This is a genomic window from Lactobacillus sp. UMNPBX12 (genome assembly GCF_002553955.1).
In the GTDB taxonomy this organism is placed as follows: Bacteria; Bacillota; Bacilli; order Lactobacillales; family Lactobacillaceae; genus Lactobacillus; species Lactobacillus crispatus.
This window is the reverse complement of record NZ_PCYY01000002.1, coordinates 146,990-170,405: the sequence shown is the minus strand read 5'-3', so window position 1 is coordinate 170,405 and position 23,416 is coordinate 146,990. Positions and strand designations below refer to the sequence as shown.

Sequence of the window (23,416 nt, the reverse complement as noted above, 5' to 3'; positions counted from 1 at the left end):
AATGGACTTTTTTTAATATTTGAACGAAGTGTTCAATTTGATTTTACAATCCGCCAAAAAAATATTATTGAGAAAAAATATACAAGAAAACTACCTGAACAATTTGAACTGGCCCAAAAATATCAAACTAGTCGGGTCACAATCGTTCACGCCTTAAAGATTTTACAAAATAAAAAATTAATACGGACTGTCAAGGGACATGGGACCTTTATTACAAGCAAGTCTATTCCCGACATTTTTCTTAATTCTGATGTCAATGAGCATACCGGCTTTACTCGTCATGTCAATAATGCTCTCGCAATAACCAGTAATGTGATTGCCTTTAACATTCGCAAACCTAGTATTAGTGAACGAAAAGCTCTTTGTTTAGAAAAAGATGACGAAGTTTACGATATTATTAGACAACGAATTTTAAATAAAAAGCCAGCTAAATTAGAATATACCGTGATGCCAGTTAGCCGCATCCCCGGTATCACCCTAGATATTTTGCACAAGTCAATCTACTCTTATATTCAAAATGATCTTGGGCTTAAGATCGGCCGAGCACATCGCATTATTACAGCTGAAAAATCTGATGCATATGATATGAAGTATCTTGAATGTAAAAATGATGATCCTGTTTTATGTATTCAGCAAAAGGCATTCCTTGAAGACGGACGACCTTTTGAAATTTCTGAGTCACGTAATCGCTATGACCGTGGTGATTTAACAGTTAATGGCAAATAAGTGTTACTTGATTAAAAAAATCAATTATGGCAAAATGGCTCTCGTAAGCGTTTCCAATTACATACAAGAAAGTGAGGAAAAATTTAATGTATTCAGCAAAAATGCCTAAAAACTTTTTATGGGGTGGTGCAGTTGCTGCCCACCAACTTGAAGGTGCTTGGAAAGAAGGAGGAAAAGGTACTTCTGTTGCTGATGTAATGACCGTTGGTTCAGCTACTAGGCCACGTGAAATTACTGACGGTGTTCTTGAAGGCAAAAATTATCCTAATCACTCAGCCATTGATTTTTATCATCACTACAAAGAAGACATTAAATTAATGGCTGAAATGGGCTTCAAGGCTTTTAGAACTTCAATTGCCTGGACAAGAATCTTTCCTAATGGTGATGAAGCCGAACCTAACGAGGAGGGTTTAAAGTTCTATGACGACTTATTCGATACTTGTCATGAATACGGCATTGAACCCGTTATTACCCTCTCCCACTTTGAAATGCCTTTTAATTTAGCTAAAAACTATGGTGGTTTTACCAACCGAAAAGTAATCGATTTCTTCGTTCGTTTTGCAGAAGTTTGCTTCAAACGCTACAAGAATAAAGTTAAGTACTGGATGACCTTTAACGAAATTGATAATCAGTCTGCATTCAATAATGATTTCTTGATGACTACTAACTCAGGCATTTTGTTCAAAGATGGCATGACTGACAGAGATAAAGAAGCCGCCATGTATCAAGCAGGTCACTATGAATTAGTTGCTTCAGCCTTAGCTGTTAAGATTGGTCACAAGATTAATCCTGATTTCCAAATCGGTTGTATGATTAACTACTCACCTGTACGTCCGCTCACTCCATCAAGTGATGATGTCCTTTTAGCTGATAAATGGGAGCAACGCCGTGACTGGTTCTCAGATGTACATGTTTTTGGTGAATATCCAAATGCAGTTGAAGCCTACATTGAACGAAATGGCTATCGTCCTGATATAACTGATGAAGATAAAATTGTCCTAAAGGAAGGCACCGTTGACTACGTTGGCTTCTCCTACTATCAGACTACTACCGTTTCTAGCGAAAAAGTTAAACCTGATGAATTAACTGATTTGGCTAAAGCTGTTGCTAAGAATCCAACCTTAAAGCGTAGCGATTGGGGCTGGGAAATTGACCCAGAAGGCTTAAGAATTGCATTAAATCAATTGCAAGACCGTTATCACAAACCATTATTCATCGTTGAAAATGGTCTTGGAGCTTACGATAAAGTTGAAACTGATGGGTCAATTCACGATGACTACAGAATTGACTACTTAAGAAACCATATTTCAGAAATGGAAAAGGCAGTTGAACTCGATGGAGTTAACTTAATGGGCTACTTACCATGGGGCTGTATTGACCTTGTTTCTGCAGGTACTGGTCAAATGGATAAGCGCTACGGCTTTATCTACGTTGATAAAAACGATGCTGGTGAAGGTACATTGGCTCGTTCACGTAAGGACTCATTCTTCTGGTACAAGAAAGTTATCGAATCTAACGGTCAAGACTTAGATTAATTAAACTATTAATAGCAAAAAACTGATATTCAGACTTTAATCATTGAATATCAGTTTTTTATTTTATAAATATTTACTGCCTTCTTTAATACTCAATTTAGCTAAATGCTCTCGATGCAGTTCAATGAAGTTACGCACCCAATCTGGATTGGTCTTAGAGTAATCACGCAAAGCCCAGCCAATGCCTTATTGATAAAAAACTCCTGACTATCAAGATTATTTTCAATAATTTTTTGTAATAACGCGGTGTTCATTTTCTTTTTACGCAATAATTGATGCTCAATCGCGACCCTTCTTACCCAGAAATCTGGATCTTGCGACCACTTGAGCATTAGATCGTCTACTCGATTATCCGTTAAGCCAACATAGCCATAAATTTTGATTAATGAGTCAATCGTATCCCACCATTGCTTTGTTCTAACAAAACGCTCAATTTTAGCTAAATCATCAAAAACAATATACTTTTTCATTGCCAATAAATAATCACAGGCAAAATATTGCAATTCGCGTTGTTCTTCATCCCATGCCTGGTCTAGCAACTTCCAGTCAACTTCTTTTTTCTTCTTTTCATCTTTCAAAAAATTATGAGAAATCGCCCTACGTTCTGGTGTTTGTAGGCCATAGAATAGAAATTGATTTCGCATGTAACCAACAAGATGATTGGCCTTTTCTTCATTTGCCCGAGCGCTAAATTCTTTTTTTAATGTTTCAATATTCATGTTTTTTATTTTAGCACAAAAAGAGGTCTCCAAATTCTAGAGACGCTTATCGTAAAAATAATCATCTACCCGATCATTTCAACTAAAATCTTGGTAGAATAAAAGTATCTATATTAAGAAAGGCATAAACAATGAAACAAATTTATTTTAACCATGATGGTAATATCGATGATTTAGTATCTTATCTGCTCTTACTACAAGCACCAAATATCAAACTTTTAGGCGTTGGTGCAATTGATGCAGACGGCTACATTGATCCTAGTGTTGAAGCATGTCGCAAAATGACCGATCTTTTTAACTTACGTGGTGATGATTTGACTATTGCTCGTTCCAACTCACGTGCAGTCAACCAATTTCCTCACGAGTGGCGGATGGCAACTTATTCATTTAATTATCTTCCCATGCTCAATGAAAGTGGCAAGATTGATACGCAACAGGCAAAGCTTCCTGCTCATTTAGACATGGTCGAAAAAATTAAAGAAGCAGACGAGCCTATCGCTTTAGTTATGACAGGTCCGTTAACTGACCTAGCTCGCGCTTTAGATGTCGATCCCGACATTGAGAAAAACATTGAAAAACTTTATTGGATGGGTGGTTCTCTTGATGGGCACGGCAACGTTGCTATGGTTAACGCTGACGGTAGTCAAGAATGGAACTCGTTTTGGGATCCATACGCAGTTAAACGCGTATTTGAATCAAATATTCCAATTCAGATGGTCGGATTAGAAAGTACGGAAGAATTACCACTTAACGATGAGTTGCGCCAGCACTGGGCAAGTTTACGCAAATATCCTGCAATGGACTTGATAGGACAAGGCTATAGTCTAATCGTATCTATACCATCAGCCGAACTCTACCTTTGGGATGTGCTAACTACAATCAGCGCACTATATCCAGAAGTTGTTGAAACCGAAACGGCTAAAGCAAGAGTCATCACTGATGGGTTAAGTGCAGGAAGCTTTGTACGGGATCCTAAAGGAAGAGAAGTAACTCTTGTTACTAAAGCCAATAAGGATCTCTTCTTCCAAAAGATGGATGAAATTTTAGAAAGAAAATAACAAAAAAGAGGCTCACGCCTCTTTTTTATATTGCCTTAATTGACTTTTTGTAAAGAATTACCGCAATCCAAACTGAAATGAATGATGGCAGTATCACAACTACAAACAAATTTGGATCTAAAAAATTACCTACTCTGATGAAGTTTGTAATTGAAGTAATATGTTTTATGTTACTAAATATCGCTTGATAAACTGTAACATATATTAACGACCACTGAATATAATATTCTACCAAAGTGAGTGTAGTTGTCGAAAACTTAAAAATTTTGCTAGCCAGTCGCATCCCCCAATAAACAAAAACACCTGAAAGTACAACAAATGCTGCTAACAGCAAAAACAAGTTTCCCAAATTAACATGGTCCCATTGACTCATGATCAAATACGCAATTACCATGAAAATTAAGAAATTAATTGTTGAACAACACAGCTGAATGACAAATAAAATTGCAGCCTTTAAGAATTCAAACTTGTGCTCTGATCTGAATAACAAAAATACTACTATAATAATTACAGCAATGATGAAATATGTAGTAACGTGCACAGTTATCTCCTACTTTGCCTGTTTTAAGGCTTCGCTTGTAGCCTCTTTAACCCCATTGGAAGTAAATGTTGCACCAGTAACAGCGTCGATATCAGCAGATTGTTTATCCAAAATTTCCTGCTTTAATGTTTTTTCTGCTTTTTGACCATACTGCGGCGTTTCCGTAGATAAATCTAAATCTACAGTTGAAATTTTATTATCAGCTACAGTTAATGTCACACCTACAAAGCCTGCCATGCCGCGTGCACGGGCACTATATGTTCCTTCTTTTAACATCCTTTTTCCTCTTTTTTATAAAACAAAAATACTGCTATATAATAAATATAACAGTATTCCTAAAAAAAGCCACAAAGATATTGTGTTTAGTATATCATATTGATATACTATTTCTTGGGTCTTGATTGTTTTTATAAGTCCTTATTATGACCCATGTGCAGGTAGTAGAATCCCCTTCTACCTGTTTTATTATACCACAATAAATAACTGATGTTATATCAAATCCTAAGTTCTTTTGAAAATTTTCTCAAAAGGGCTTTTTTCTTGCACTATCCTTTATAAGTTACGTTAAAATTGAAATGGAATTATAAAGTTATATTTAAAGAAGGTAAAGCATGTATCCAGATAATAATATTCTTACATATTTAAAATGGCGTGGTGACGTTGACTTCTCAACATCGCCTTTTAATGATATTGATGCACTTGTTTTATCTATTTTTTCTTATCTTGAATTACCAGGTATTGTTAAAAGTAACGGAACGACAATTAGTTTAGAGAAGGCTGCCAAGCTCTATTTTGCAGATGATCATCCTCGTTATGATAATTTGCAATACCAAGAACTATTTAAATTAATGGCTCATGCAGACCGCTTTAAAAATGCAAAACTGTCGTATTTTATTAGTACGTTAACTGAACATACTCAATTTAGTGCAATCAAAATTGAACTAACTGATGGGACCAACTTTATTGCTTTTCGTGGGACTGACGATTCACTAATTGGCTGGAAAGAAGATTTTGAAATTAGTTTTAAAATCACTGTAGCCCAACAACAAGCAGTAAAATTGCTCGAAACTATTCTCAAAGCTGATGATCAAGATTATTACTTAGGCGGTCACTCAAAAGGTGGCAATTTAGCTGAATATGCTGCCATTAATATTGAGCCCAAATTAAGAAAAAGAATCAAACGTATTTATACCTTTGATTCACCTGGAATTGCAGAAGAAATTGGTGCTCAGCTCCCTAATAAGTATTTGCAAAATACTCTACGCCGCTTTGTGCCAGATTTTAGCGTCATCGGTCGCTTATTTGAGTCGAAAAATATTCCAGCCACTATTGTTGATAGTACTCGCAAGGGACTAAGCCAACACGATGCTTTTTCCTGGCAAATAATCGGTTCTAACTTCGACACCAGACGCCACCGCAATGCTCAATCTCAAGTATATAATCAACTAATCAATCAATGGATTGGTAACGCCACCCTAGAAGAACGTGAGTCTTTAACTAATGACCTCTTCTCTGCTTTAAGCTCTAGCGGCGCAACTAAGATCAACGAACTTGATAAAAATGGTTTTGGCGGTTTTGGTGCAATTTTGTTTTCACTGGCTGATTCATCTCGGCGAACCCGTTTCGTCTTTGGTTCATTATTTTCCAGCATTTGGCAGACGATCAAGAGCCAGCAACTGACCAAAGCGCTTTTCTCAACAGACACAATTGTTGGTTGGGTGCTGGTAGTATTAGGAATCATTAGTCTAACTCTACCCCAATATGCAGTGCGCGCTTTTGGCGCCCTAGTTGCCTTCACGGGGATTGGTTTCAGTGTTCACCAAATTTTAACAACGGCAAAATCTAGTCTAAAAGACCGACAAAAAAACTTCTTTATTATTTCGTATTTAGTAGTTTTTGCTTTATCAACCGCGTTAATTTCTAATAACCGTCTACTAATTTTCTTAGCTCACTACTTCTTAGGACTATTCTTAATTATCTATTCCTACATTCGAATTAGGCAACTAGTCTTTCGTAAATTACCCGGAATTTTTCAGATTACTATTGTAGCGATCGAGGCATTAATTGCTTTTGCTTTAGGAATTATCGTAGTGGTTAACCCTAGTGCCTTTAATCGGAGAGCAATTATTATTATCGGTATTTTGCTAATTGCTTACGGCTTCTTCAAGTTAGTTGGCGAATTATTTGGCCAGCGCAGCAAAATGCCTAAAAATCATCGTTAAAAAAAGCTTGTTAACTTCAATATCAGTTAACAAGCTTTTTTCTTAGCCCTTAATAAAGGTATTAGCCTTTATATGCTTTAAAATGTTATACCCGATTGCACGAATATGATTTTTACTACCATAAGTTTGATTCAAAAACATTACAATTCCATTCTGATTATCAGTAGTCAGTTGCATCCAGTTAACAAAGTGGGTATCACCAAAATTGCCATAAGCGACTTTTAAAGTTTGATTCTTTTTCAGATAAAAACCACCTGAGTAAGTATTAACCTTAGAACTTAAATGACCAAGATAATGGAACTGTTTTTTAGTCAGAATCTTGCCATTTTGCATACCTGATTGGATTTTATAATAATCATTAGCCGTTGAAAATAGATTCCCAGCACCAGGCAATTGAGAAACAACATTACGATTAGCATAGGCACTAGCACTGTAATTTTTACCACCAGAATAAAGATATGAAATCGCATCAGTCTTTGACCGCGGAATTTGTTGGTAAATATAGGTTTGCTTCAACTTCAATGGTCGAATAACCCGCTGTTTCACATTAGCAGCATAAGACTTTCCCGTTACTTTACTGATAATGCCTGCCAGCAAAACATAGTTAGCATTATTGTAATTAAATTTACTGCGTCCCGTATTTTCTCGTGCATTGGCTTGGGCAATTATCCAATTGATCGCGCCATTTTCAGAAAAATTAACTCCATGATTAGATTCTGTTCCAATTACGTTAATTCCTGAGGTATGTGTCATTAACTGCCCCACCGTAATTTGGTTTGCATGCTTCAAATTTGGATACCAGCGTGAAATCTTAGTATTCTGATTGAATTTCTTCTGGTAGATTAACTGTGTAATTATTGCAGCAGTAACCATCTTTTGCAAAGAACCAACTGGATAAAGCAATTTTGTATTGCCATTTTTCAGTCGTTTGCTGTAATAACCGTAGCCTAAGCTAACACGTTGAGCATGCCCATTTTTTACAATTTCAATGCTTCCTCGTAACTGATGCTTTTTCATCATCTTAAGCGTATATTGCCATAGTTGCTTATTTGAATAACTCTTCGCCTGCACAGCATGATTTGACATTATCAAACACGATGAACAAAATAAAATGAAAGCTATCCCGAACTTTTTTAGTGTCTTCAAAATTTCAATCTCCTTTTAATCCTGAACTATTCTACCACAATCAAAAAGCGCAAAATCACTTTTAATCATGGTTTGCGCTTTCATTTTTATTTTTCAAAATTTTTATAGTAAGTTCATCTTAACTAGGTATTCCGCATTTTCAACCGTATTCCATGCAGCACCCTTAAGCAAATTATCGGCTACAATCCACATGTTGAAGGCACCCTTATTTTCATAATCAGGGCGAATGCGGCCAACAAAAGTTTCTCGCTTACCTGTTGCATTAATTGGTTGCGGATAAATTTGATGTTTAATATCATCTTCCAAAACATTACCTGGAAAGGCAGCAACTGTATCTTTAATATCTTGTGCCGTTGCAGTCTCATCTTCAACAGTAAAGTAGACACTTTCCCCATGAGAAATTGGCACAGGAACCCTAACACAAGTTGCAGTTACCTTGATATCTTTGGCATTCATGTCATTTAGCATGATCTTCTTTGTTTCATGAATCATCTTCCATTCTTCATGAGAATAGCCACTATCTTCTAAAACATCAATTTGAGGTAACAAATTAAAGGCTAATGGGTAATGCTTTTTGTCTCCTTTAGTAGGTAAAATATGAGCATCTGCTTGCATGTCTTTACCATCAAGGTAATCTTGACTTTCCTTTTTTAATTCATCAATTGCTGCTTGCCCTGCTCCTGAAGCAGCTTGATAAGTGGAAACGATAATTTGTTTCAAACCAAATTTTCTTCGAACTGGTTCCAAAGCCATTACCATTTGAATTGTTGAACAATTTGGATTGGCAATGATGCCGTGATGCTTTTTCAATGCTTCTGGATTAACTTCAGGTACAACCAGTGGTACATCTGGTTCCATTCTAAATGCTGATGTATTATCAACACAGACAGCACCACGCTTAACGGCTTCCGGCAGAAACTTCTTTGACACTGCACCACCAGCTGAGGAAAGTACTAAATCTACACCATCAAATGATTCTGGTGTAGTTTCTTCAACTGTCAAATCTTGATCCTTAAATTTTAAAACTGTACCTGCTGAACGTGAGGATGCGAGTAGCTTTAAGCTTTTAACTGGAATCGTTGATTGTTCCAATTGTTCGATCATTCTTCTTCCCACGGCACCAGTAGCACCTAGAATTGCAACATTATATTCTTTCACTATTATTTTTCTCCTCGCAAAAAATTCTTCATTCTTTCCATCGCTTCATGTAGATTTTCATCACTGGAAGCATATGACATTCTAACGTACCCTTCTCCACCAGGACCAAAAGCACTACCTGGAGTAATACCGACTTTTGCTTCAAATGCTAAATCCAGTGCAAATTGCATATCATTTTTACCATATTTAGCTGGAATCTTAGCGAAAATATAAAATGCTCCCTGTGGTTTAACTGCTTGCATCCCCATCTTAGCTAATTCATCCAACACAAAATCGCGCCGTCTTTGATATATTTTGCGGTATTTTTCTGGATCATCCAATCCATGCTCCAAAGCTTCAGTCGCTGCAGCTTGAGAAGAGTCAGTTGTAGTCGTAACCATTAAACCATGGACTTTACCAATTTGTTCCATAATTTTTGCCGGACCAGCTACATAACCCAGTCGGTATCCTGTCATTGCATGTGACTTAGATAATCCAGAAATATAAATTGCCCGTTCAGGAATCACACTTGCAATTGAAAAATGCTTAACGCCATAAGTTAAAGTACTGTAAATTTCATCAGTAATTACGTACAGATTGTGTGCTTTTATCACTTCAGCTAATGCCCTAATTTCGCTTTCGGTGTATTCAACTCCTGTCGGATTAACTGGGTAGTTTAAGATAACCGCCTTGATATTAGATTCTTCCTTAAGTGTACTTTCTAATCTTTCTGGCCTTAATTTAAAGTTATCTTCTGACGTGTTCATTAATACATAATCTGCATCTGCTAAAGTTGCAACTGGCCAATATAGTGAAAATACCGGTGTAGGAATAGCAACCTTATCACCCGGATTGGTAATTGAAAATAGTGTCGCATTAATTGCTTCAGTTGCGCCAACTGTAACCACAATTTCAGTTTCTGGATCGTAAACTACTCCAGTTGCTTTTTTCAAATAATTGCTAATTGCTTGCCTAAGTTCCAATTTTCCCTTTTGTGGCGCATAGTGTGAATCATTATTTCGAATACTTTCAATTGCAGCTGTTTTAACATGCTCAGGTGTATTCATATCAGGCTCACCCAAAGTCAGCTTGATAATTCCAGGAATGGTTGAAACTTTATTATCAAAAATCCTAATCCCCGAAGCCTTAACAGATTGAATCTTCTTACTTAAAGCCAAGTCATTTGCTAATTCTGGCATAATTTTTCCTCTTATAAAATATTCTCTAAGCCAATAACTAGTTCAGTTAATTGATCAACTTTTTCTAAAGCAACTTTAACCCCACTCATAAAGGAATCACGATCAAATGAATCCTGTCTAATGGTTAAAGCTTCGCCAGGTCCACCAAATAAAACTTGCTCATGTGCAATATAGCCAGGTAAGCGTACTGAATGGATTTTAATTCCTTGATAATCTCCACCGCGAACATTGGCTAAAGTCTCAGTTTCATCAGGCGCAGTTTGATGTTCAGGACGATTTTGCGCGATCATTTTTGCAGTAGCTAAGGCAGTGCCTGAAGGTGCATCTTTTTTATCTGCATGATGCATTTCAATAATTTCAACATCAGGGAAATACTTAGCAGCTTCTTCAGCAAACTTCATTAATAAAACTGCTGACATTCCAAAATTAGGTGCGATTAAACCACCTAATTTTTCCTTTTTGGCTAGTTCAATCAAAGTTGCTTCTTGATCATCACTCAAGCCAGTAGTTCCAACAATAGGTTTAATTTGATGCGTTAAAGCAAAACAAACATTGTCATAGACAGCTGCGGGAGTAGTAAAATCAATCCAAATATCTGCAGCATGGTCAGGAATTTGACTTAATTGGTTAAAAATTTGGGCTGTTTTAGGTAAATGATATCTTTCAGGCTCATTTACTGCCTTTGGAGCAAATCCAGCCACCAATTCAAAATTGGGCAGCTGATTAACTAAACTAACAGCCTTTTGCCCCATTGCGCCAGTAAACCCAGCTATTAGTACTTTTTTAGGCATCTCGTCTTACCAATCCTTTCCTAAATTAAGTGGCAACTTTTGCATCAATGCATTAGCATTTAAACCTAAATGCTGGGCCAACTTTTCTTTTTCCTCATCACCTAAAGCGACTAATGGCAAACGACATCCCCCTACTATAAATCCTTGAGCATTCAAGGCTGCCTTAACAGGAGCTGGTGAAGGATACATAAACAAAGCCTGCATTTTCGGCGTTAACCAGCGTTGAATCGTGCCCGCCTCAGGATAATTTCCTTCATAAAGATCATCAAACATTCGCCGCATTTGTTTGCAATATAAATGGCTAGCTACGGAAATAACGCCATTGGCTCCTAGTAATCTTGCAGGTAACGCTTGCGTATCTTCACCACTAAATACCAAAAAATTAGGATCTTTATGATCAATAATGTATTCCATTTCTTCTAAAGATGCACATTGTTTGATTCCCTTAATATTTTTAAGGCGTGATAATTGGACTACCGTTTCTTTTTCCATCTTCACGCCAGTTCGACCAGGGATGTTATAGATCAAAATTGGGATCTTAGTTTGTTCATTGATAGCACTAAAATGTGCAATCATGCTACGCTGATCAGGCTTATTGTACGGTGGCACTACTACTAAGGCATAATCAATTCCTTTAATTTGTGCTACCTCATTGGTGAAGGCGATAGTGGTTGCAGTGTCGTTACTGCCCGTTCCTGCAATAACCGGAACACGTCCATTAACAATTTGACCAAAATGCTGGTACAAGTCTATCTTTTCATCATGAGTCAGAGTTGGCGTTTCTCCGGTCGTACCACCAACTACAAAGCCATTGCAACCTTGGTCAATTAAATAATTAACCAGCTTTTCTAAACTGGCAAAATCTATTTTTTGATTCTCATCAAATGGCGTAACAATCGCCGTTAACAAATCTGCATCAATTAATGTTGCCATTTTATTGCCTCATTCTATTAATCAAAAATCCTTTGATTGCATCAACGCCGCGCTGAATGCTTTTCTCATCAGGATTAAGTGTAGCCGTATGCAATTGTGAATCAGGATCACCAACACCTAGCCAAAACATTGTCCCAGGGAATTTAGCCAGCAAAAAGCCAAAATCTTCACCTGTCATTTTTGGTTCAGTAGTAATAAAGTTAACCGTCGGCTGACTTTTCATATATGAAATAAAGTTCTTGGTTAATTGTGGGTTATTTTCTACTGGCCAATATCCACCTTGATTCAAATCTAACTTCACTTCTACACCAAAGCTTTTCTCAATACCAAGACAGATTTCTTTGAGACGTTGATCGATTGTCAAAATCATATTTTGAGTTAAGCCACGAATCGTGCCCTCAATTCTAGCTTGACCTGCAATTACATTTCTAATCGTACCAGCTTCGATTTTGCCTAGAGTAATAACACCACTTTGAATTGGATCTATGCTTCGTGAAATAATAGTTTGAACCTGCATGATCAAACTTGCTGCTGCAACTACCGTATCATTTGCATCTTGCGGAAAAGCTGCGTGTCCACTTTTACCTAAAATATCAATATTGACTTCAGTTGTACCAGCAAAAAGTGTACCCATCCGACACCCAATGCTACCAGCAGGCAAAGCGGGGTTATCATGCAAGCCATAGAACTCGTCAGGTTTAAATTGATCATGAAAAATTCTTTTTTCATAAGCTTGCATCCCACCACTTTGGCTTTCCTCGGCTGGCTGAAAGAAAAAAAGCAAATTATCTTGTGGCTGATTTTCACTAAAATAGCTTAACAAACCTAATGCCACGGTCATATGAATATCATGTCCACATGCATGCATTACTCCCTCATGTTTTGATGAAAATGCCAGTCCAGTTTTTTCAGTAACTGGTAAAGCATCGATATCAGCACGATATCCTATCGTTCTGTGCGGTTTTCTTCCTTTAACTAATACTAGAATTGCGGTAGGCAGTGTCGACGGTATCTCAACTTCCAAATAATCTTGCTTAAATTTTTGAATTATCTCGATTAAATAATCATGTGTTTCTTTTTCTGCTAGTGCTAATTCAGGTATTTGATGTAAATGCCTTCTAATTTGAATTAACTCACTTTCACTTAAAACTGACATTTTATAACTTTCTCAGATTATCTTCTAGTTCCGTCTTACTACTAGTTTTTTCATCAACTTTTTTAATAATTTTAGCAGGAACGCCCGCTACCATCGTATGTGCTGGCACATCATGAGTAACTACTGCTCCGGCTGCAATAACGGCTCCTTCACCTACATGAACACCCTCAATTACAACTGCATTAGCTCCAATCATGACATTATCATCAATTTGAACCGGTTTAGCTGAAGCAGGCTCAATTACACCAGCCAATACGCTACCAGCTCCAATATGACAATGTTGTCCAACAATGGCACGGCCACCGAGAACTACGCCCATATCAATCATGGTATTAGCCCCGATTTCTGCTCCAATATTAATAATGGCACCCATCATAATTACTGCATTATTACCGATTACCACTTGATCACGAATAATAGCTCCTGGTTCAATTCGAGCATTAACTTTTTTGAAGTCCAATAAAGGAACTGCTGAATTTCGTGCATCATTTTCAATATGGTAGGCCGTAATTTGATGATTTTCTTTTAAAAATGGTTCAATATCTTTCCAGTCACCAAAGATCACGCCAGAATGAGCTTCAGTAAAATTCTCAATTTTCTTTGGAAAATCAATTTGTGCTAAATCTCCTTTAATAAAGACTTTTACCGGTGTCTTTTTTGGTGCATTACCGATGTAATCAATAATACTTTTTGCATTTAACTTTGCCATCTTTTTTCTCTTTTCTAATTTAAATATGATTGATCTAAATGAACCAAGTCTTCTAAACTTTCACGCTTAATGACTAATTTTGCTTTACCATTTTCTGCAAATACCACTGCTGGTCGAGGATTACGATTATAATTTGAAGCCATTGAATACCCATATGCACCTGTATCCAACATCGCTAACAAGTCTCCAGCTTTGACTTGTGGCAAAGCTTGATCTTCTGCTAATATATCGCCACTCTCGCAATACTTACCAGCAATACGAACATGTTCAGTCAAAGGCGCTTGTGGATCGGTGGCTAAAACTGTTTCATACTTAGCCTGATAAAGTGCAGGGCGAATATTATCTCCCATCCCGCCATCGACAGTAATATAAGAACGATAACCTGGAATATCCTTACGGCTACCCACCGTATAAAGGTTGTAACCGGCTGGACCAACAATTGATCTTCCCGGTTCAATATCGATTTCAGGTAAAGGATAATTCATTTTTTCAGCTTCAGTTTTGATCACCTTAACAATCGTCTTAACAAATTCTTCTGGTCGTAATGGATGATCTTCTTGGGTATATTTAATCCCAAAACCGCCACCAATATTAATAACTTGTGCAAGATAGCCATACTTTTCTCGCCAATCTTGCGCTACTACCATTAATTTTTGTGCTGCCATTTCAAAGCCGTTTAAGGCAAAAATCTGTGAGCCAATGTGAGCATGAATCCCCAACATTTTCATCCTAGGATTAGCTAGAACTTGTTTTAATGCCTTTTCTGCTTGACCTGATTCAAGATCAAAGCCAAATTTACTATCAATCTGACCTGTTTGATCATATTCATGGGTATGTGCTGAAATCCCTGGTGCAATACGCAACATGACACTAATCGTAGCATCGTACTTTTTTAAAACTTGCGCCAATAACTGAATCTCATGAAAATTATCAATAATAATTTTGCCAACATGATTTTTTACGGCCATTTCCAATTCAGTTAATGATTTATTATTACCATGAAAGCTAACTCTCTCCATTGGAAAATTGGCTTTTATTGCAGTAAATAACTCACCTGCTGAAACTACGTCAGTGTATGCTCCCTCTTCTGCAATAACCTGATATATTGCGATTGCTGCGAAAGCTTTACTTGCATAACTAACAGCATAGGCCATGTTTTCTTCTTCAAAAACTTTCTTAAAAGCCCGAATTTGTCGACGAATTTGATCGACATCATAAACTACTAATGGCGTACCATACTTTTGAGCTAATTCTACTGTATCAACTCCACCAATCGTTAAATGGCCTTGCTCATTAATCTGATCTACTGCAATTTGTGAATTCATTTTGTTCTCCTGTCTTTTTCAGGCGAAACGCTAATAAAAAATCCATTGTCTGCGCCAAACAAACAATGGATTAATTTCTACTTAATCTATGGTCGATAGCGCTCCGCGAATTTTGTTCGCGACAGTCCGCAGTTTATTCAACTACGCCCCAGCTCAAGCCTTTAGCATGACTCAGCTTCGGCAACCTCCCCTTTTACAATTCATCTTCGTTTTGCCCAATGATGCCATTGTCAATCCAGAGAGCTACTTAAATCTTGACCAAATTAAAATTAAGGCTGATGAACGTATCGTATTTCCTGGCTTTTTTGGCATGACTCCGTCTGGTAATATCGCCACTTTTTCCCGTGGCGGGTCAGACATTACCGGGGCTATTCTAGCTCGCGGCTTTCATGCTGATCTCTATGAAAATTTTACAGATGTCAATGGGATTTTTGCCGCTAATCCTCATATTATTGAGCATCCCCAATCCATCAAGAAAATGACTTATCGCGAAATGCGAGAGTTGTCATATGCTGGCTTTTCTGTTTTTCACGATGAAGCATTGATTCCTGCTATTCAAGGACAGATTCCTATCAATGTGAAAAATACTCATGATCCTAGCAATCCTGGCACTATGATTGTCCCAGAAAAGGATTTTGTCCCAGATAATGCAATAACCGGCGTAACCAGCCAAAAACATTTTTCCGCATTATATTTGCATAAATATTTGCTCAATAAAGAAGCTGGTTTCACCTTACGTATATTACAAATTTTATACCAACATAATATTCCATATGAGCATATGCCATCTGGGATTGACGATATTACCATTATTTTTAACAATGATTTTCTAAACGATCAGTTAATTGATCAAATTTGTAATGAAATTCAAGCTACAATTAATCCAGATCAACTCGAATGGATTGAAGATTATGCAATTATTATGGTTGTCGGCGAAGGAATGCGACAAAAACATACCATCAGCCGTCAAATTATCGATTCTTTAGGCGATCATGATATTTCACCACAAATGATCAATCAGGGAGCTTCTCAAATTTCAATCATGATCGGTACTAAAAAAGAAAAGGCTGATGAAGCAGTAAAAATTATTTATCAAAAGTTTTTTAATTAGGGGGCATTATGATTAATTTATTCAAAGTTCACGGTTCTCAAAATCATTTCTTTATTCTTGATCAAACACAATTCGAACACGAATTAAGTGACGCCGAGCTAAAAAATTTTACGCAAAAGATTACCAATCCACAAACTGGACTGCTTCACGGAGCAGATGGCGTTTTAGTAGTTAATCATCCCGTGCATTCTAACTCACTTGGCCAGATGCGTGTAATCAATGCTGATGGAAGTGAAGCATCAATGTGTGGCAACGGTCTACGCACCGTTGCTCGTTACCTAAGTGAAAAAACGGGAAAAGATAATTTCCTAGTTGACACAATGAATGCCAGCTTACGTGTTAGAAGAGAAAAAGATTTTGCTTCTAACGTGCCAGCATTTGCAGTTGAGATCTCTCCTGTACGCTTTAATAAAGAGACACTCCCTTTTGATAATTTAGGACAAGAACGGATTATTGATGCTTGGTTGCCAGAAATTTATCCTGGATTACGTTTTACTTCAATTGCCGTACCTAACCCACATTTGATTTCTTTTGTTAATCAAGCAGAAATTACCGGCCCGATCTTAGGCATTGTTGGTAAAAAATTAAATAGCAATAATCCCTACTTTACAGATGGCGTCAATGTTAATTTCGCGCAAATTTTAGATAAAAATAAACTTTTTGTCCGCACTTACGAACGGGGCGTTGGTTTTACCAATGCCTGTGGTACTGGAATGTCCGCGACTTCTCTTGCTCTTACTTTAACCCACCCCGAAATAGGCAACTTAAATACACCAATATCAGTTTATAATCCTGGCGGTATGGTTAAAACTATCGTGCATTATGAAAAAAATAGTTATTGGATCGAGCTTATTGGTAACGCTACTTTTACTCATCGAATTAAGCTTTCTGAAGCTGACTTAAGGAAAGGTGATTTTTCCAATGTCCAGATCCAAAAGACTGCTGAACAAAGTGCTTATGAAAAATTTATTGCTAATCTGCCAAAGTTCAATGACATTACAACTTTAGCGTAAAAAAATGGCTTGCAACACGCAAGCCATTTTTACTTTTTAATTATTAATCTAAGTCTTTCAAGCCATGCTTTTTCTTGGAAACGCGATAAAAAATATAAGGTGCAGTAGCGGCTACGTTACCCATATCCGTCAGAATTTGATAAAAGCTAGTCACTGCGCTACCACCGAATGAGACCACCGCAATTAATAGGCAAACGAAGACAGTTTGAGCCCACATCGCATTAGCAGGAATACCGTGTTTATTTAATTTAGTCGCAAACGTGGATCAGATCCCATGATGAAAGATTTAATTGGTGAATAAAGCAAAACAAAGAAAGCACCTGTCATTCCCATCAAACCAGATAAAGCAATTGCTCTAGTAAAGAATTTACCAATCAATAAACTCGTGTTAGAATCCAAATGAAGTGCGGTTCCAAAGGCTTTGCCAAGTGTGTCATATACGGTATACGTAATATTTCCAGTATTGGCATTGGCTGCTAAAATATCTTTTTGATAATTAACTGAAAAACCGGTCATAAAAATCATCAAAACATAAGAAATAATAGTGAACAATGACCCAATAATTAAGCCTTTAGGGAAATCTTTTTCTGGGTGTTTCATACTGTCAATCACACCACCGACGGTTTCCATCCCACCATATGCAAAGACTGCATAAACTACGAAAGAAATAATCGTAATTGGCGTTTGAAAACTTTTATTAGGCGAAATAATAAAACTTTGCCACCCAGTAATCGGCTGAGCCAATTGTCCATGATTCATAATCAAGACCGTTAAACTAGCTAGAATAAAGACTGCATTCATTACAATCATGAACCAACCACCGATTGATGACATAATTTTAATTCCAGTTATCCCTCTGGAAGACAGGTACGTTGATACAATCATGAATAAAATTGCTAGTACACCTATCAATTGAGTACCATGCAAGCCCCAAATATTCCATTCTTGAGTTGTATCTTTGCCAAAAATAAGGGCAGAGATTGAAATTTAAAGCCTTGAGGCGCTTGCAACCAGCCACAGCACCCAGTTAGCCAGCCATACAAAAGTCCCAATAAAGGCCTATTTTTGTCCAACTGAGCCAGCTAACCATGAATAAATACCACCTTGAGCATCATGAAAAGCAGACCCATATTCTGCCATCATTAAGCCAGCTTGGAAAAAGAAACAGACGCCAGCCAAAATAAACCAAATGATCCCAGCATATGTCATTTGCTCATAAGAAACAGAAACATTGCCAAAACCATAAACCGTTGTGATAATCATCAACACAAGGCTCATAGTCGTCAATGATTTTTTAGTTTGTGAATTTTCATCATCCAAGATAAAGCCTCTACTTTCTATTTACACTTTCCATTTTAGCATCGTTTATCTTGAATAAATTTATTCTAATTTTAGGCTCATAAGAAAAAACTACTAGTTATTCACTAGTAGCCCTTCATTTTTATTCATTAATTCTTTTTTCAATCCAATTACTTAATTCAGTTACATGTAATTTAGTGACCGAACTAAAAGTCAAAACAGTGACATGATCATAGTTGAGATTCAACTTTTTCTTTAAGCCTGATATCACCTTATTAGTTTGACTCTTTTTTATTTTATCCATCTTGGTACAAACTACCAAAATTGGGATATTTAGATATTGAGCATAATCATACATAGCAATATCATCTTTGGTTGGTTCATGACGACTATCTACTAAAATAATTAGTCCCTTTAGGTTGGGTCTAGTTTCTAAATAATCTTGAATCATTTCGCCAAATTCTTGCCGCTTCTTCTGTGAAACTTTGGCATAGCCATAACCTGGTACATCAACCAAATAAAATTTTTCATTGACTTTGTAGAAATTCAAAGTTTGTGTCTTTCCAGGCTGTGACGAGGTCCTAGCTAAGTTTTTACGCTTTAATAGGGTATTTATCAAGCTGGACTTTCCCACGTTTGAGCGGCCTGCTAATGCGATCTCAGGCAAGTTATCTTTAGGATATTGATCTTCTCTAACAGCACTAACTGCATAACTACTGCTTTTAATGATCATTGACACTTACCTGTTCTTTATTATCAGTATTTTTGCGGATTACCTTTGGCTTAGCGTGCTTAGTAATTACGTCCTTAGTTACTTCAACGGTCTCAATATCCTCTTCACTAGGAGTTTCATACATAATATCCATAATTGAATTTTCGATAATTGTTCTAAGTCCACGTGCACCCATATTTCTTTGGATTGCTAAGTCAGCAATTGCCTTCAGAGCACCATCAGTAAACTTCAAATTAACATCGTCAAGTGATAATAATTTCTTATACTGCTTAACTAAAGCATTCTTTGGTTCAGTTAGCACTCTGACCAAATCCTTACTACTCAATTTATCAAGCGTAGTAATAATTGGAATTCTACCAATGAATTCAGGAATCATTCCAAATTTAACTAAATCAGCTGTAGTCAAATGGCGTGTCCAATCATCTGCATTAATTTTATCTGCCTCATTTTCAGCACCAAAGCCAATGGTCTTTTTACCTAAACGATTTTTAACGATTTGTTCAATTCCGTCGAATGCCCCACCAACAATAAATAGAATGTTAGTCGTGTCCATCTTAATCATTTCTTGTTGAGGGTGTTTACGCCCACCTTGAGGTGGAACAGAGGCAATTGTACCTTCCAAGATCTTTAATAATGATTGCTGTACACCTTCACCTGAAACATCACGCGTAATTGAGACATTCTCAGATTTTTTAGAAATTTTATCAATTTCATCAATATAAATAATGCCACGCTGTGCACGTTCCAAATCATAATCAGCATTTTGTAGTAACTTAAGCAAAATATTTTCAACGTCTTCACCAACATACCCTGCTTCAGTCAAGGTAGTTGCATCGGCAATTGCAAATGGGACATTTAAAATACGAGCCAAAGTCTGAGCAAGATATGTCTTACCTGATCCAGTTGGTCCGATCATTGCAATATTTGATTTTTGTAATTCAGTTGAAGAATCAACATCCATTTGGCTAATTCTCTTATAGTGATTATATACAGCAACTGATAAGACTTTTTTAGCACGGTCTTGACCAATAACATATTGATCAAGTTCCTTTTTTATTTCAACAGGCTTAGGTAATTCACGAGCTGCTTTAAGTGAATCTGCTCGTAATTCATCGTCAATAATTTTTTTAGCCAAGTCAACACATTCATTACAAATATATACACCGTTACCGGCAATCATTTTCTTAACTTGGTCTTGAGTTTTGCCACAAAAAGCGCATTTAATCTCTTCTTGATCTGTAAACTGATTTGCCATTATTTTTCCTCCTATATCTACCAAAAATCAGATTATCATAAATTAACTAATATTGATAAATATTAAGCTCGAACAGCAAAAAAAGCGGCCTATAGCCGCTCTTTTTGAGAAATTAGCAAATATTACTATTACTTGCTTTCCTTCTTGTCATCGTCTTCTTTGTTTTCAAGCTTTGACTTAGCAACTTGCTTAGCATTATCAGTAATAAGATCCATAGCCTTACGTACAGTAATGTCGTGGCCTAACATGTCATCTGATAAGGTGTTACGTACCATCTTTTCATCCATGTTGTATTCTGAAGCAAGATCCTTGATTTCTTTATCAATTTCTTCCTTAGTTGCCTTAAGGTCTTCAGCAGCAACAATAGCTTCAAGAACTAAGTTAGTTTTAACTCTTTCAGCTGCATTCTTTTCAAATTGTGAACGCAATTGTTGTTCGTTGGTATTAGTCAACTTGTAGTAAGTTTGTGGGTCAATACCTTGACGTTGCATATTACCCAAGTATTGGTTCAATTGAGTATCAACATCTTCTTGAATCATAGCATCAGGAATTTCATCGATAGTAGCGTTGCTTACAGCACCTTCAATTGCAGCTTCTTGAATAGCGTCGTTTGCTTGTTGTTCCTTTTGTTCCTTCAAGTCCTTCTTGATCTTTTCCTTTAAGTCATCAAGGGTGTCTACAGAGTCATCAACGTCCTTAGCAAATTCATCGTCTAACTTAGGAAGTTGCTTTGACTTAACTTCGTGAATCTTAGTTGCAAAGTGTGCTTCTTTACCAGCTAAATCCTTTGCACCGTAATCTTCAGGGAAAGTTACAACTACATCAACATCATCGCCGGCTTCATGGCCTTCAAGTTGATCTTCAAAGCCAGGAATAAATGCACCTGAACCTAATTCAAGTGAGTAGTTTTCAGCTGAGCCGCCTTCGAATGGCTTGTCGTCGATAGTACCCTTGTAATCGATAGTAACAGTATCGCCCTTTTCAGCCTTACCCTTCTTAAGAACAAGTTCTGCATTTTGTTCACGGCGCTTGTCAAGTTCAGCATCAATGTCCTTTTGGTAAACACGAGTGTTTTGCTTAGGAACTTCGATACCCTTGTAGTCACCTAACTTAACTTCTGGTTCTACAGTAACAGTAGCCTTCATAGTCCAATCCTTGTCCTTATCCATTGATACAGGAACAATTTGTGGTTGGCCAACTGCCTTAATACCTGCTTCTTTAACAGCAGCAGAATATGCATTTGGTAATACAATATTTAAGGCATCTTCATATAATGCTTCTTCACCGTAATATTGATCAAAGATCACACGTGATACGTGACCCTTTCTAAAGCCAGGAACACGCAAGTTTTTCTTTACTCTTCTAAAAGCTTGGTCTAAACCTAATTTAATTTCATCTTGTGAAATATCAAAAGTAAGATCACCGGTTGTCTTACCGGTCTTTTCCCATTTAACAGACATTAATTAAATACCTCCAATGTCAAATTTGAGTTTGCTTCTTGCATACTAAGTTATCTTACCTTAAAAGGCCGCAAAAAACAAATTTAAAAGAAAAAAGATGCGCTCCTGTGAAGAAGTGCATCTTTTTTAACTATATCGTTAGAAATTAGTCAAGGATTTCAGTAACCTGACCGGCACCAACGGTACGACCACCTTCACGGATGGTGAACTTAGTACCCTTTTCGATGGCAGCTGGCTTGATTAACTTAACAGTAAATTCAGTGTTATCACCAGGCATAACCATTTCAGTACCTTCTGGCAATTCAATTTCACCAGTAATATCAGTGGTGTGGAAGTAGAATTGTGGACGGTAGTCTGAGAAGAATGGGGTGTGACGGCCGCCTTCTTCCTTCTTCAAGATATAAACTTGACCCTTGAATTCCTTGTGGGTTTGAATTGAGCCTGGAGCAGCCAATACTTGACCACGAACAACTTGGTCACGGTCAATACCACGAAGCAATACACCAACGTTATCGCCGGCTTCACCTAAGTCAAGAGTCTTGTGGAACATTTCCAAACCAGTAACAACTGACTTAAGAACCTTGTCTACCAAACCAACGATTTCAACTTCGTCACCGACCTTAACAGTACCACGGTCAATACGACCTGAAGCAACAGTACCACGACCAGTGATAGTAAATACGTCTTCAACTGGCATTAAGAATGGCTTGTCAGTTTGACGTTCTGGAGTTGGGATGTATTCGTCAACGACGTCCATCAACTTAAGAATTTGTTCTTGAGCTTCCTTGTCGCCTTGTAAAGCCTTCAAAGCTGAACCACGAACAACTGGAATATCGTCACCAGGGTAATCGTATTCAGTCAACAAGTCACGAACTTCCATTTCAACTAAGTCGATCAATTCTGGGTCGTCAACTAAATCACACTTGTTTAAGAAAACAACGATGTAGTTAACACCAACTTGACGAGCAAGCAAAATGTGTTCACGAGTTTGTGGCATAGGACCATCAGTTGCAGCAACAACTAAGATAGCACCATCCATTTGTGCAGCACCGGTAATCATGTTCTTGATGTAGTCGGCGTGGCCTGGAGCGTCCATGTGAGCGTAGTGACGATTTTCAGTTTCGTATTCTACGTGGGCGGTATTAATAGTAATACCACGTTCCTTTTCTTCTGGTGCAGCATCGATTTGTGAGTAATCTTCAGCCTTAGCCAAACCCTTGTCAGCCAAAACAGTAGTAATAGCCGCAGTTAAAGTGGTCTTACCGTGGTCAACGTGACCGATAGTACCAATGTTTACGTGTGGCTTAGTTCTAACGTAATGTTCTTTTTCTGCCATTAAAATGACCCT

The 23,416-nt window shown here is 37.2% G+C and carries 19 protein-coding genes, 3 pseudogenes and 1 riboswitch; of the genes and pseudogenes, 6 read left to right on the top strand and 16 right to left on the bottom strand.

The genetic code is table 11. The features are described from left to right. Positions 1 to 48 precede the first annotated feature (48 nt). Both CP363_RS01765 and CP363_RS01760 read left to right on the top strand, forming a co-directional pair. Positions 49 to 726 carry a GntR family transcriptional regulator gene (locus CP363_RS01765; RefSeq protein ID WP_098035739.1) on the top strand — a complete coding sequence of 226 codons (678 nt, stop codon included), beginning with the start codon at positions 49 to 51 and terminating at the stop codon, positions 724 to 726. An 86-nt stretch (positions 727 to 812) separates the two neighbouring features. Continuing rightward, entirely contained in the window at positions 813 to 2,261 is a 1,449-nt protein-coding gene (locus CP363_RS01760) for a 6-phospho-beta-glucosidase (protein ID WP_098035738.1), read from the top strand. 63 nt (positions 2,262 to 2,324) lie between these two features. Here CP363_RS01760 and CP363_RS01755 read toward each other — a convergent pair. Then, positions 2,325 to 2,980, bottom strand: a pseudogene (locus CP363_RS01755) (DNA alkylation repair protein). 131 nt (positions 2,981 to 3,111) lie between these two features. Here CP363_RS01755 and CP363_RS01750 point away from each other — a divergent pair. After that, the gene (locus CP363_RS01750; RefSeq protein ID WP_098035737.1) at positions 3,112 to 4,038 is read left to right on the top strand and encodes a nucleoside hydrolase; all 927 of its coding nucleotides are present in this window, start codon (positions 3,112 to 3,114) and stop codon (positions 4,036 to 4,038) included. Positions 4,039 to 4,063: 25 nt separating this feature from the next. On the opposite strand, the gene CP363_RS01745 is transcribed toward CP363_RS01750, so the two are convergent. Then, the gene (locus tag CP363_RS01745) at positions 4,064 to 4,579 is read right to left on the bottom strand and encodes a hypothetical protein (protein WP_060461855.1); all 516 of its coding nucleotides are present in this window, start codon (positions 4,577 to 4,579) and stop codon (positions 4,064 to 4,066) included. 9 nt (positions 4,580 to 4,588) lie between these two features. Continuing rightward, positions 4,589 to 4,855, bottom strand: a complete 267-nt coding sequence (locus tag CP363_RS01740; RefSeq protein WP_005728109.1) for an FMN-binding protein — start codon at positions 4,853 to 4,855, stop codon at positions 4,589 to 4,591. Positions 4,856 to 5,190: 335 nt separating this feature from the next. Between CP363_RS01740 and CP363_RS01735 the strand changes: the two genes are divergently transcribed. Then, positions 5,191 to 6,801, top strand: coding sequence for an Mbeg1-like protein (locus tag CP363_RS01735; RefSeq protein WP_005718909.1), 1,611 nt, complete (start codon positions 5,191 to 5,193; stop codon positions 6,799 to 6,801). A gap of 42 nt (positions 6,802 to 6,843) precedes the next feature. Here the strand turns inward: CP363_RS01735 and CP363_RS01730 are convergent, their stop codons facing one another. The 8 genes from CP363_RS01730 to lysA form a co-directional block, all read right to left on the bottom strand. Then, the gene (locus CP363_RS01730; protein WP_098035736.1) at positions 6,844 to 7,887 is read right to left on the bottom strand and encodes a serine hydrolase; all 1,044 of its coding nucleotides are present in this window, start codon (positions 7,885 to 7,887) and stop codon (positions 6,844 to 6,846) included. A gap of 162 nt (positions 7,888 to 8,049) precedes the next feature. Next, positions 8,050 to 9,108, bottom strand: a complete 1,059-nt coding sequence (locus tag CP363_RS01725; RefSeq protein ID WP_098035735.1) for an aspartate-semialdehyde dehydrogenase — start codon at positions 9,106 to 9,108, stop codon at positions 8,050 to 8,052. Next, positions 9,108 to 10,283, bottom strand: a complete 1,176-nt coding sequence (locus CP363_RS01720) for an aminotransferase class I/II-fold pyridoxal phosphate-dependent enzyme (RefSeq protein WP_089143519.1) — start codon at positions 10,281 to 10,283, stop codon at positions 9,108 to 9,110. The genes CP363_RS01725 and CP363_RS01720 overlap by 1 nt, the downstream gene beginning before the upstream one ends. Positions 10,284 to 10,294: 11 nt before the next feature. After that, complete coding sequence (dapB, locus tag CP363_RS01715) at positions 10,295 to 11,074, bottom strand: 4-hydroxy-tetrahydrodipicolinate reductase (RefSeq protein ID WP_098035734.1); 780 nt, start codon at positions 11,072 to 11,074, stop codon at positions 10,295 to 10,297. A 6-nt stretch (positions 11,075 to 11,080) separates the two neighbouring features. After that, on the bottom strand, positions 11,081 to 12,007 hold the full coding sequence (gene dapA, locus CP363_RS01710; RefSeq protein ID WP_023488385.1) for a 4-hydroxy-tetrahydrodipicolinate synthase: 927 nt from the start codon (positions 12,005 to 12,007) through the stop codon (positions 11,081 to 11,083). A gap of 1 nt (position 12,008) precedes the next feature. Continuing rightward, positions 12,009 to 13,163 carry an N-acetyldiaminopimelate deacetylase gene (locus tag CP363_RS01705; protein WP_013086186.1) on the bottom strand — a complete coding sequence of 385 codons (1,155 nt, stop codon included), beginning with the start codon at positions 13,161 to 13,163 and terminating at the stop codon, positions 12,009 to 12,011. A 1-nt stretch (position 13,164) separates the two neighbouring features. After that, complete coding sequence (dapD, locus tag CP363_RS01700) at positions 13,165 to 13,872, bottom strand: 2,3,4,5-tetrahydropyridine-2,6-dicarboxylate N-acetyltransferase (protein ID WP_098035733.1); 708 nt, start codon at positions 13,870 to 13,872, stop codon at positions 13,165 to 13,167. Between the two features lie 14 nt (positions 13,873 to 13,886). Then, complete coding sequence (gene lysA, locus CP363_RS01695; RefSeq protein ID WP_098035732.1) at positions 13,887 to 15,197, bottom strand: diaminopimelate decarboxylase; 1,311 nt, start codon at positions 15,195 to 15,197, stop codon at positions 13,887 to 13,889. A gap of 92 nt (positions 15,198 to 15,289) precedes the next feature. Next, a riboswitch (Lysine riboswitch) is annotated at positions 15,290 to 15,450 on the bottom strand. Between lysA and CP363_RS01690 the strand changes: the two are divergent. After that, positions 15,412 to 16,308 (top strand): annotated as a pseudogene (locus CP363_RS01690) (aspartate kinase); the annotation flags it as partial. It overlaps the preceding riboswitch by 39 nt. 8 nt (positions 16,309 to 16,316) lie before the next feature. Continuing rightward, a complete protein-coding gene (dapF, locus tag CP363_RS01685) occupies positions 16,317 to 17,321 on the top strand; it encodes a diaminopimelate epimerase (protein WP_098035731.1) in 1,005 nt (334 codons plus the stop codon). 88 nt (positions 17,322 to 17,409) lie between these two features. Here dapF and yjeM read toward each other — a convergent pair. From yjeM to tuf, 5 genes and pseudogenes are all read right to left on the bottom strand, one after another. Further along, positions 17,410 to 18,599 (bottom strand): annotated as a pseudogene (yjeM, locus tag CP363_RS01680) (glutamate/gamma-aminobutyrate family transporter YjeM); the annotation flags it as partial. A gap of 163 nt (positions 18,600 to 18,762) precedes the next feature. Further along, positions 18,763 to 19,353, bottom strand: coding sequence for a ribosome biogenesis GTP-binding protein YihA/YsxC (gene yihA, locus CP363_RS01675; protein WP_089145758.1), 591 nt, complete (start codon positions 19,351 to 19,353; stop codon positions 18,763 to 18,765). Further along, positions 19,343 to 20,608, bottom strand: a complete 1,266-nt coding sequence (gene clpX / locus CP363_RS01670; protein ID WP_005721319.1) for an ATP-dependent Clp protease ATP-binding subunit ClpX — start codon at positions 20,606 to 20,608, stop codon at positions 19,343 to 19,345. Before clpX ends, yihA begins: the two co-directional genes overlap by 11 nt. A gap of 128 nt (positions 20,609 to 20,736) precedes the next feature. Next, positions 20,737 to 22,068 (bottom strand): trigger factor, encoded by a 1,332-nt coding sequence (tig, locus tag CP363_RS01665; RefSeq protein WP_005718891.1) that lies wholly within the window; start codon positions 22,066 to 22,068, stop codon positions 20,737 to 20,739. Between the two features lie 145 nt (positions 22,069 to 22,213). Then, the gene (gene tuf / locus CP363_RS01660; RefSeq protein WP_013086177.1) at positions 22,214 to 23,404 is read right to left on the bottom strand and encodes an elongation factor Tu; all 1,191 of its coding nucleotides are present in this window, start codon (positions 23,402 to 23,404) and stop codon (positions 22,214 to 22,216) included. Positions 23,405 to 23,416: the final 12 nt, after the last annotated feature.

Bases quoted from the DNA above. Each gene is read 5' to 3' on its own strand.
- tig (WP_005718891.1), bottom strand. From the start codon at position 22,068: ATGTCTGTTAAATGGGAAAAGACCGGTAAGACAACCGGTGATCTTACT.
- CP363_RS01705 (WP_013086186.1), bottom strand. From the start codon at position 13,163: ATGTCAGTTTTAAGTGAAAGTGAGTTAATTCAAATTAGAAGGCATTTA.
- tuf (WP_013086177.1), bottom strand. From the start codon at position 23,404: ATGGCAGAAAAAGAACATTACGTTAGAACTAAGCCACACGTAAACATT.
- dapA (WP_023488385.1), bottom strand. From the start codon at position 12,007: ATGGCAACATTAATTGATGCAGATTTGTTAACGGCGATTGTTACGCCA.
- clpX (WP_005721319.1), bottom strand. From the start codon at position 20,608: ATGGCAAATCAGTTTACAGATCAAGAAGAGATTAAATGCGCTTTTTGT.
- yihA (WP_089145758.1), bottom strand. From the start codon at position 19,353: ATGATCATTAAAAGCAGTAGTTATGCAGTTAGTGCTGTTAGAGAAGAT.
- dapD (WP_098035733.1), bottom strand. From the start codon at position 13,872: ATGGCAAAGTTAAATGCAAAAAGTATTATTGATTACATCGGTAATGCA.
- dapB (WP_098035734.1), bottom strand. From the start codon at position 11,074: ATGCCTAAAAAAGTACTAATAGCTGGGTTTACTGGCGCAATGGGGCAA.
- lysA (WP_098035732.1), bottom strand. From the start codon at position 15,197: ATGAATTCACAAATTGCAGTAGATCAGATTAATGAGCAAGGCCATTTA.
- dapF (WP_098035731.1), top strand. From the start codon at position 16,317: ATGATTAATTTATTCAAAGTTCACGGTTCTCAAAATCATTTCTTTATT.
- CP363_RS01750 (WP_098035737.1), top strand. From the start codon at position 3,112: ATGAAACAAATTTATTTTAACCATGATGGTAATATCGATGATTTAGTA.
- CP363_RS01740 (WP_005728109.1), bottom strand. From the start codon at position 4,855: ATGTTAAAAGAAGGAACATATAGTGCCCGTGCACGCGGCATGGCAGGC.
- CP363_RS01760 (WP_098035738.1), top strand. From the start codon at position 813: ATGTATTCAGCAAAAATGCCTAAAAACTTTTTATGGGGTGGTGCAGTT.
- CP363_RS01730 (WP_098035736.1), bottom strand. From the start codon at position 7,887: ATGTCAAATCATGCTGTGCAGGCGAAGAGTTATTCAAATAAGCAACTA.
- CP363_RS01735 (WP_005718909.1), top strand. From the start codon at position 5,191: ATGTATCCAGATAATAATATTCTTACATATTTAAAATGGCGTGGTGAC.
- CP363_RS01720 (WP_089143519.1), bottom strand. From the start codon at position 10,283: ATGCCAGAATTAGCAAATGACTTGGCTTTAAGTAAGAAGATTCAATCT.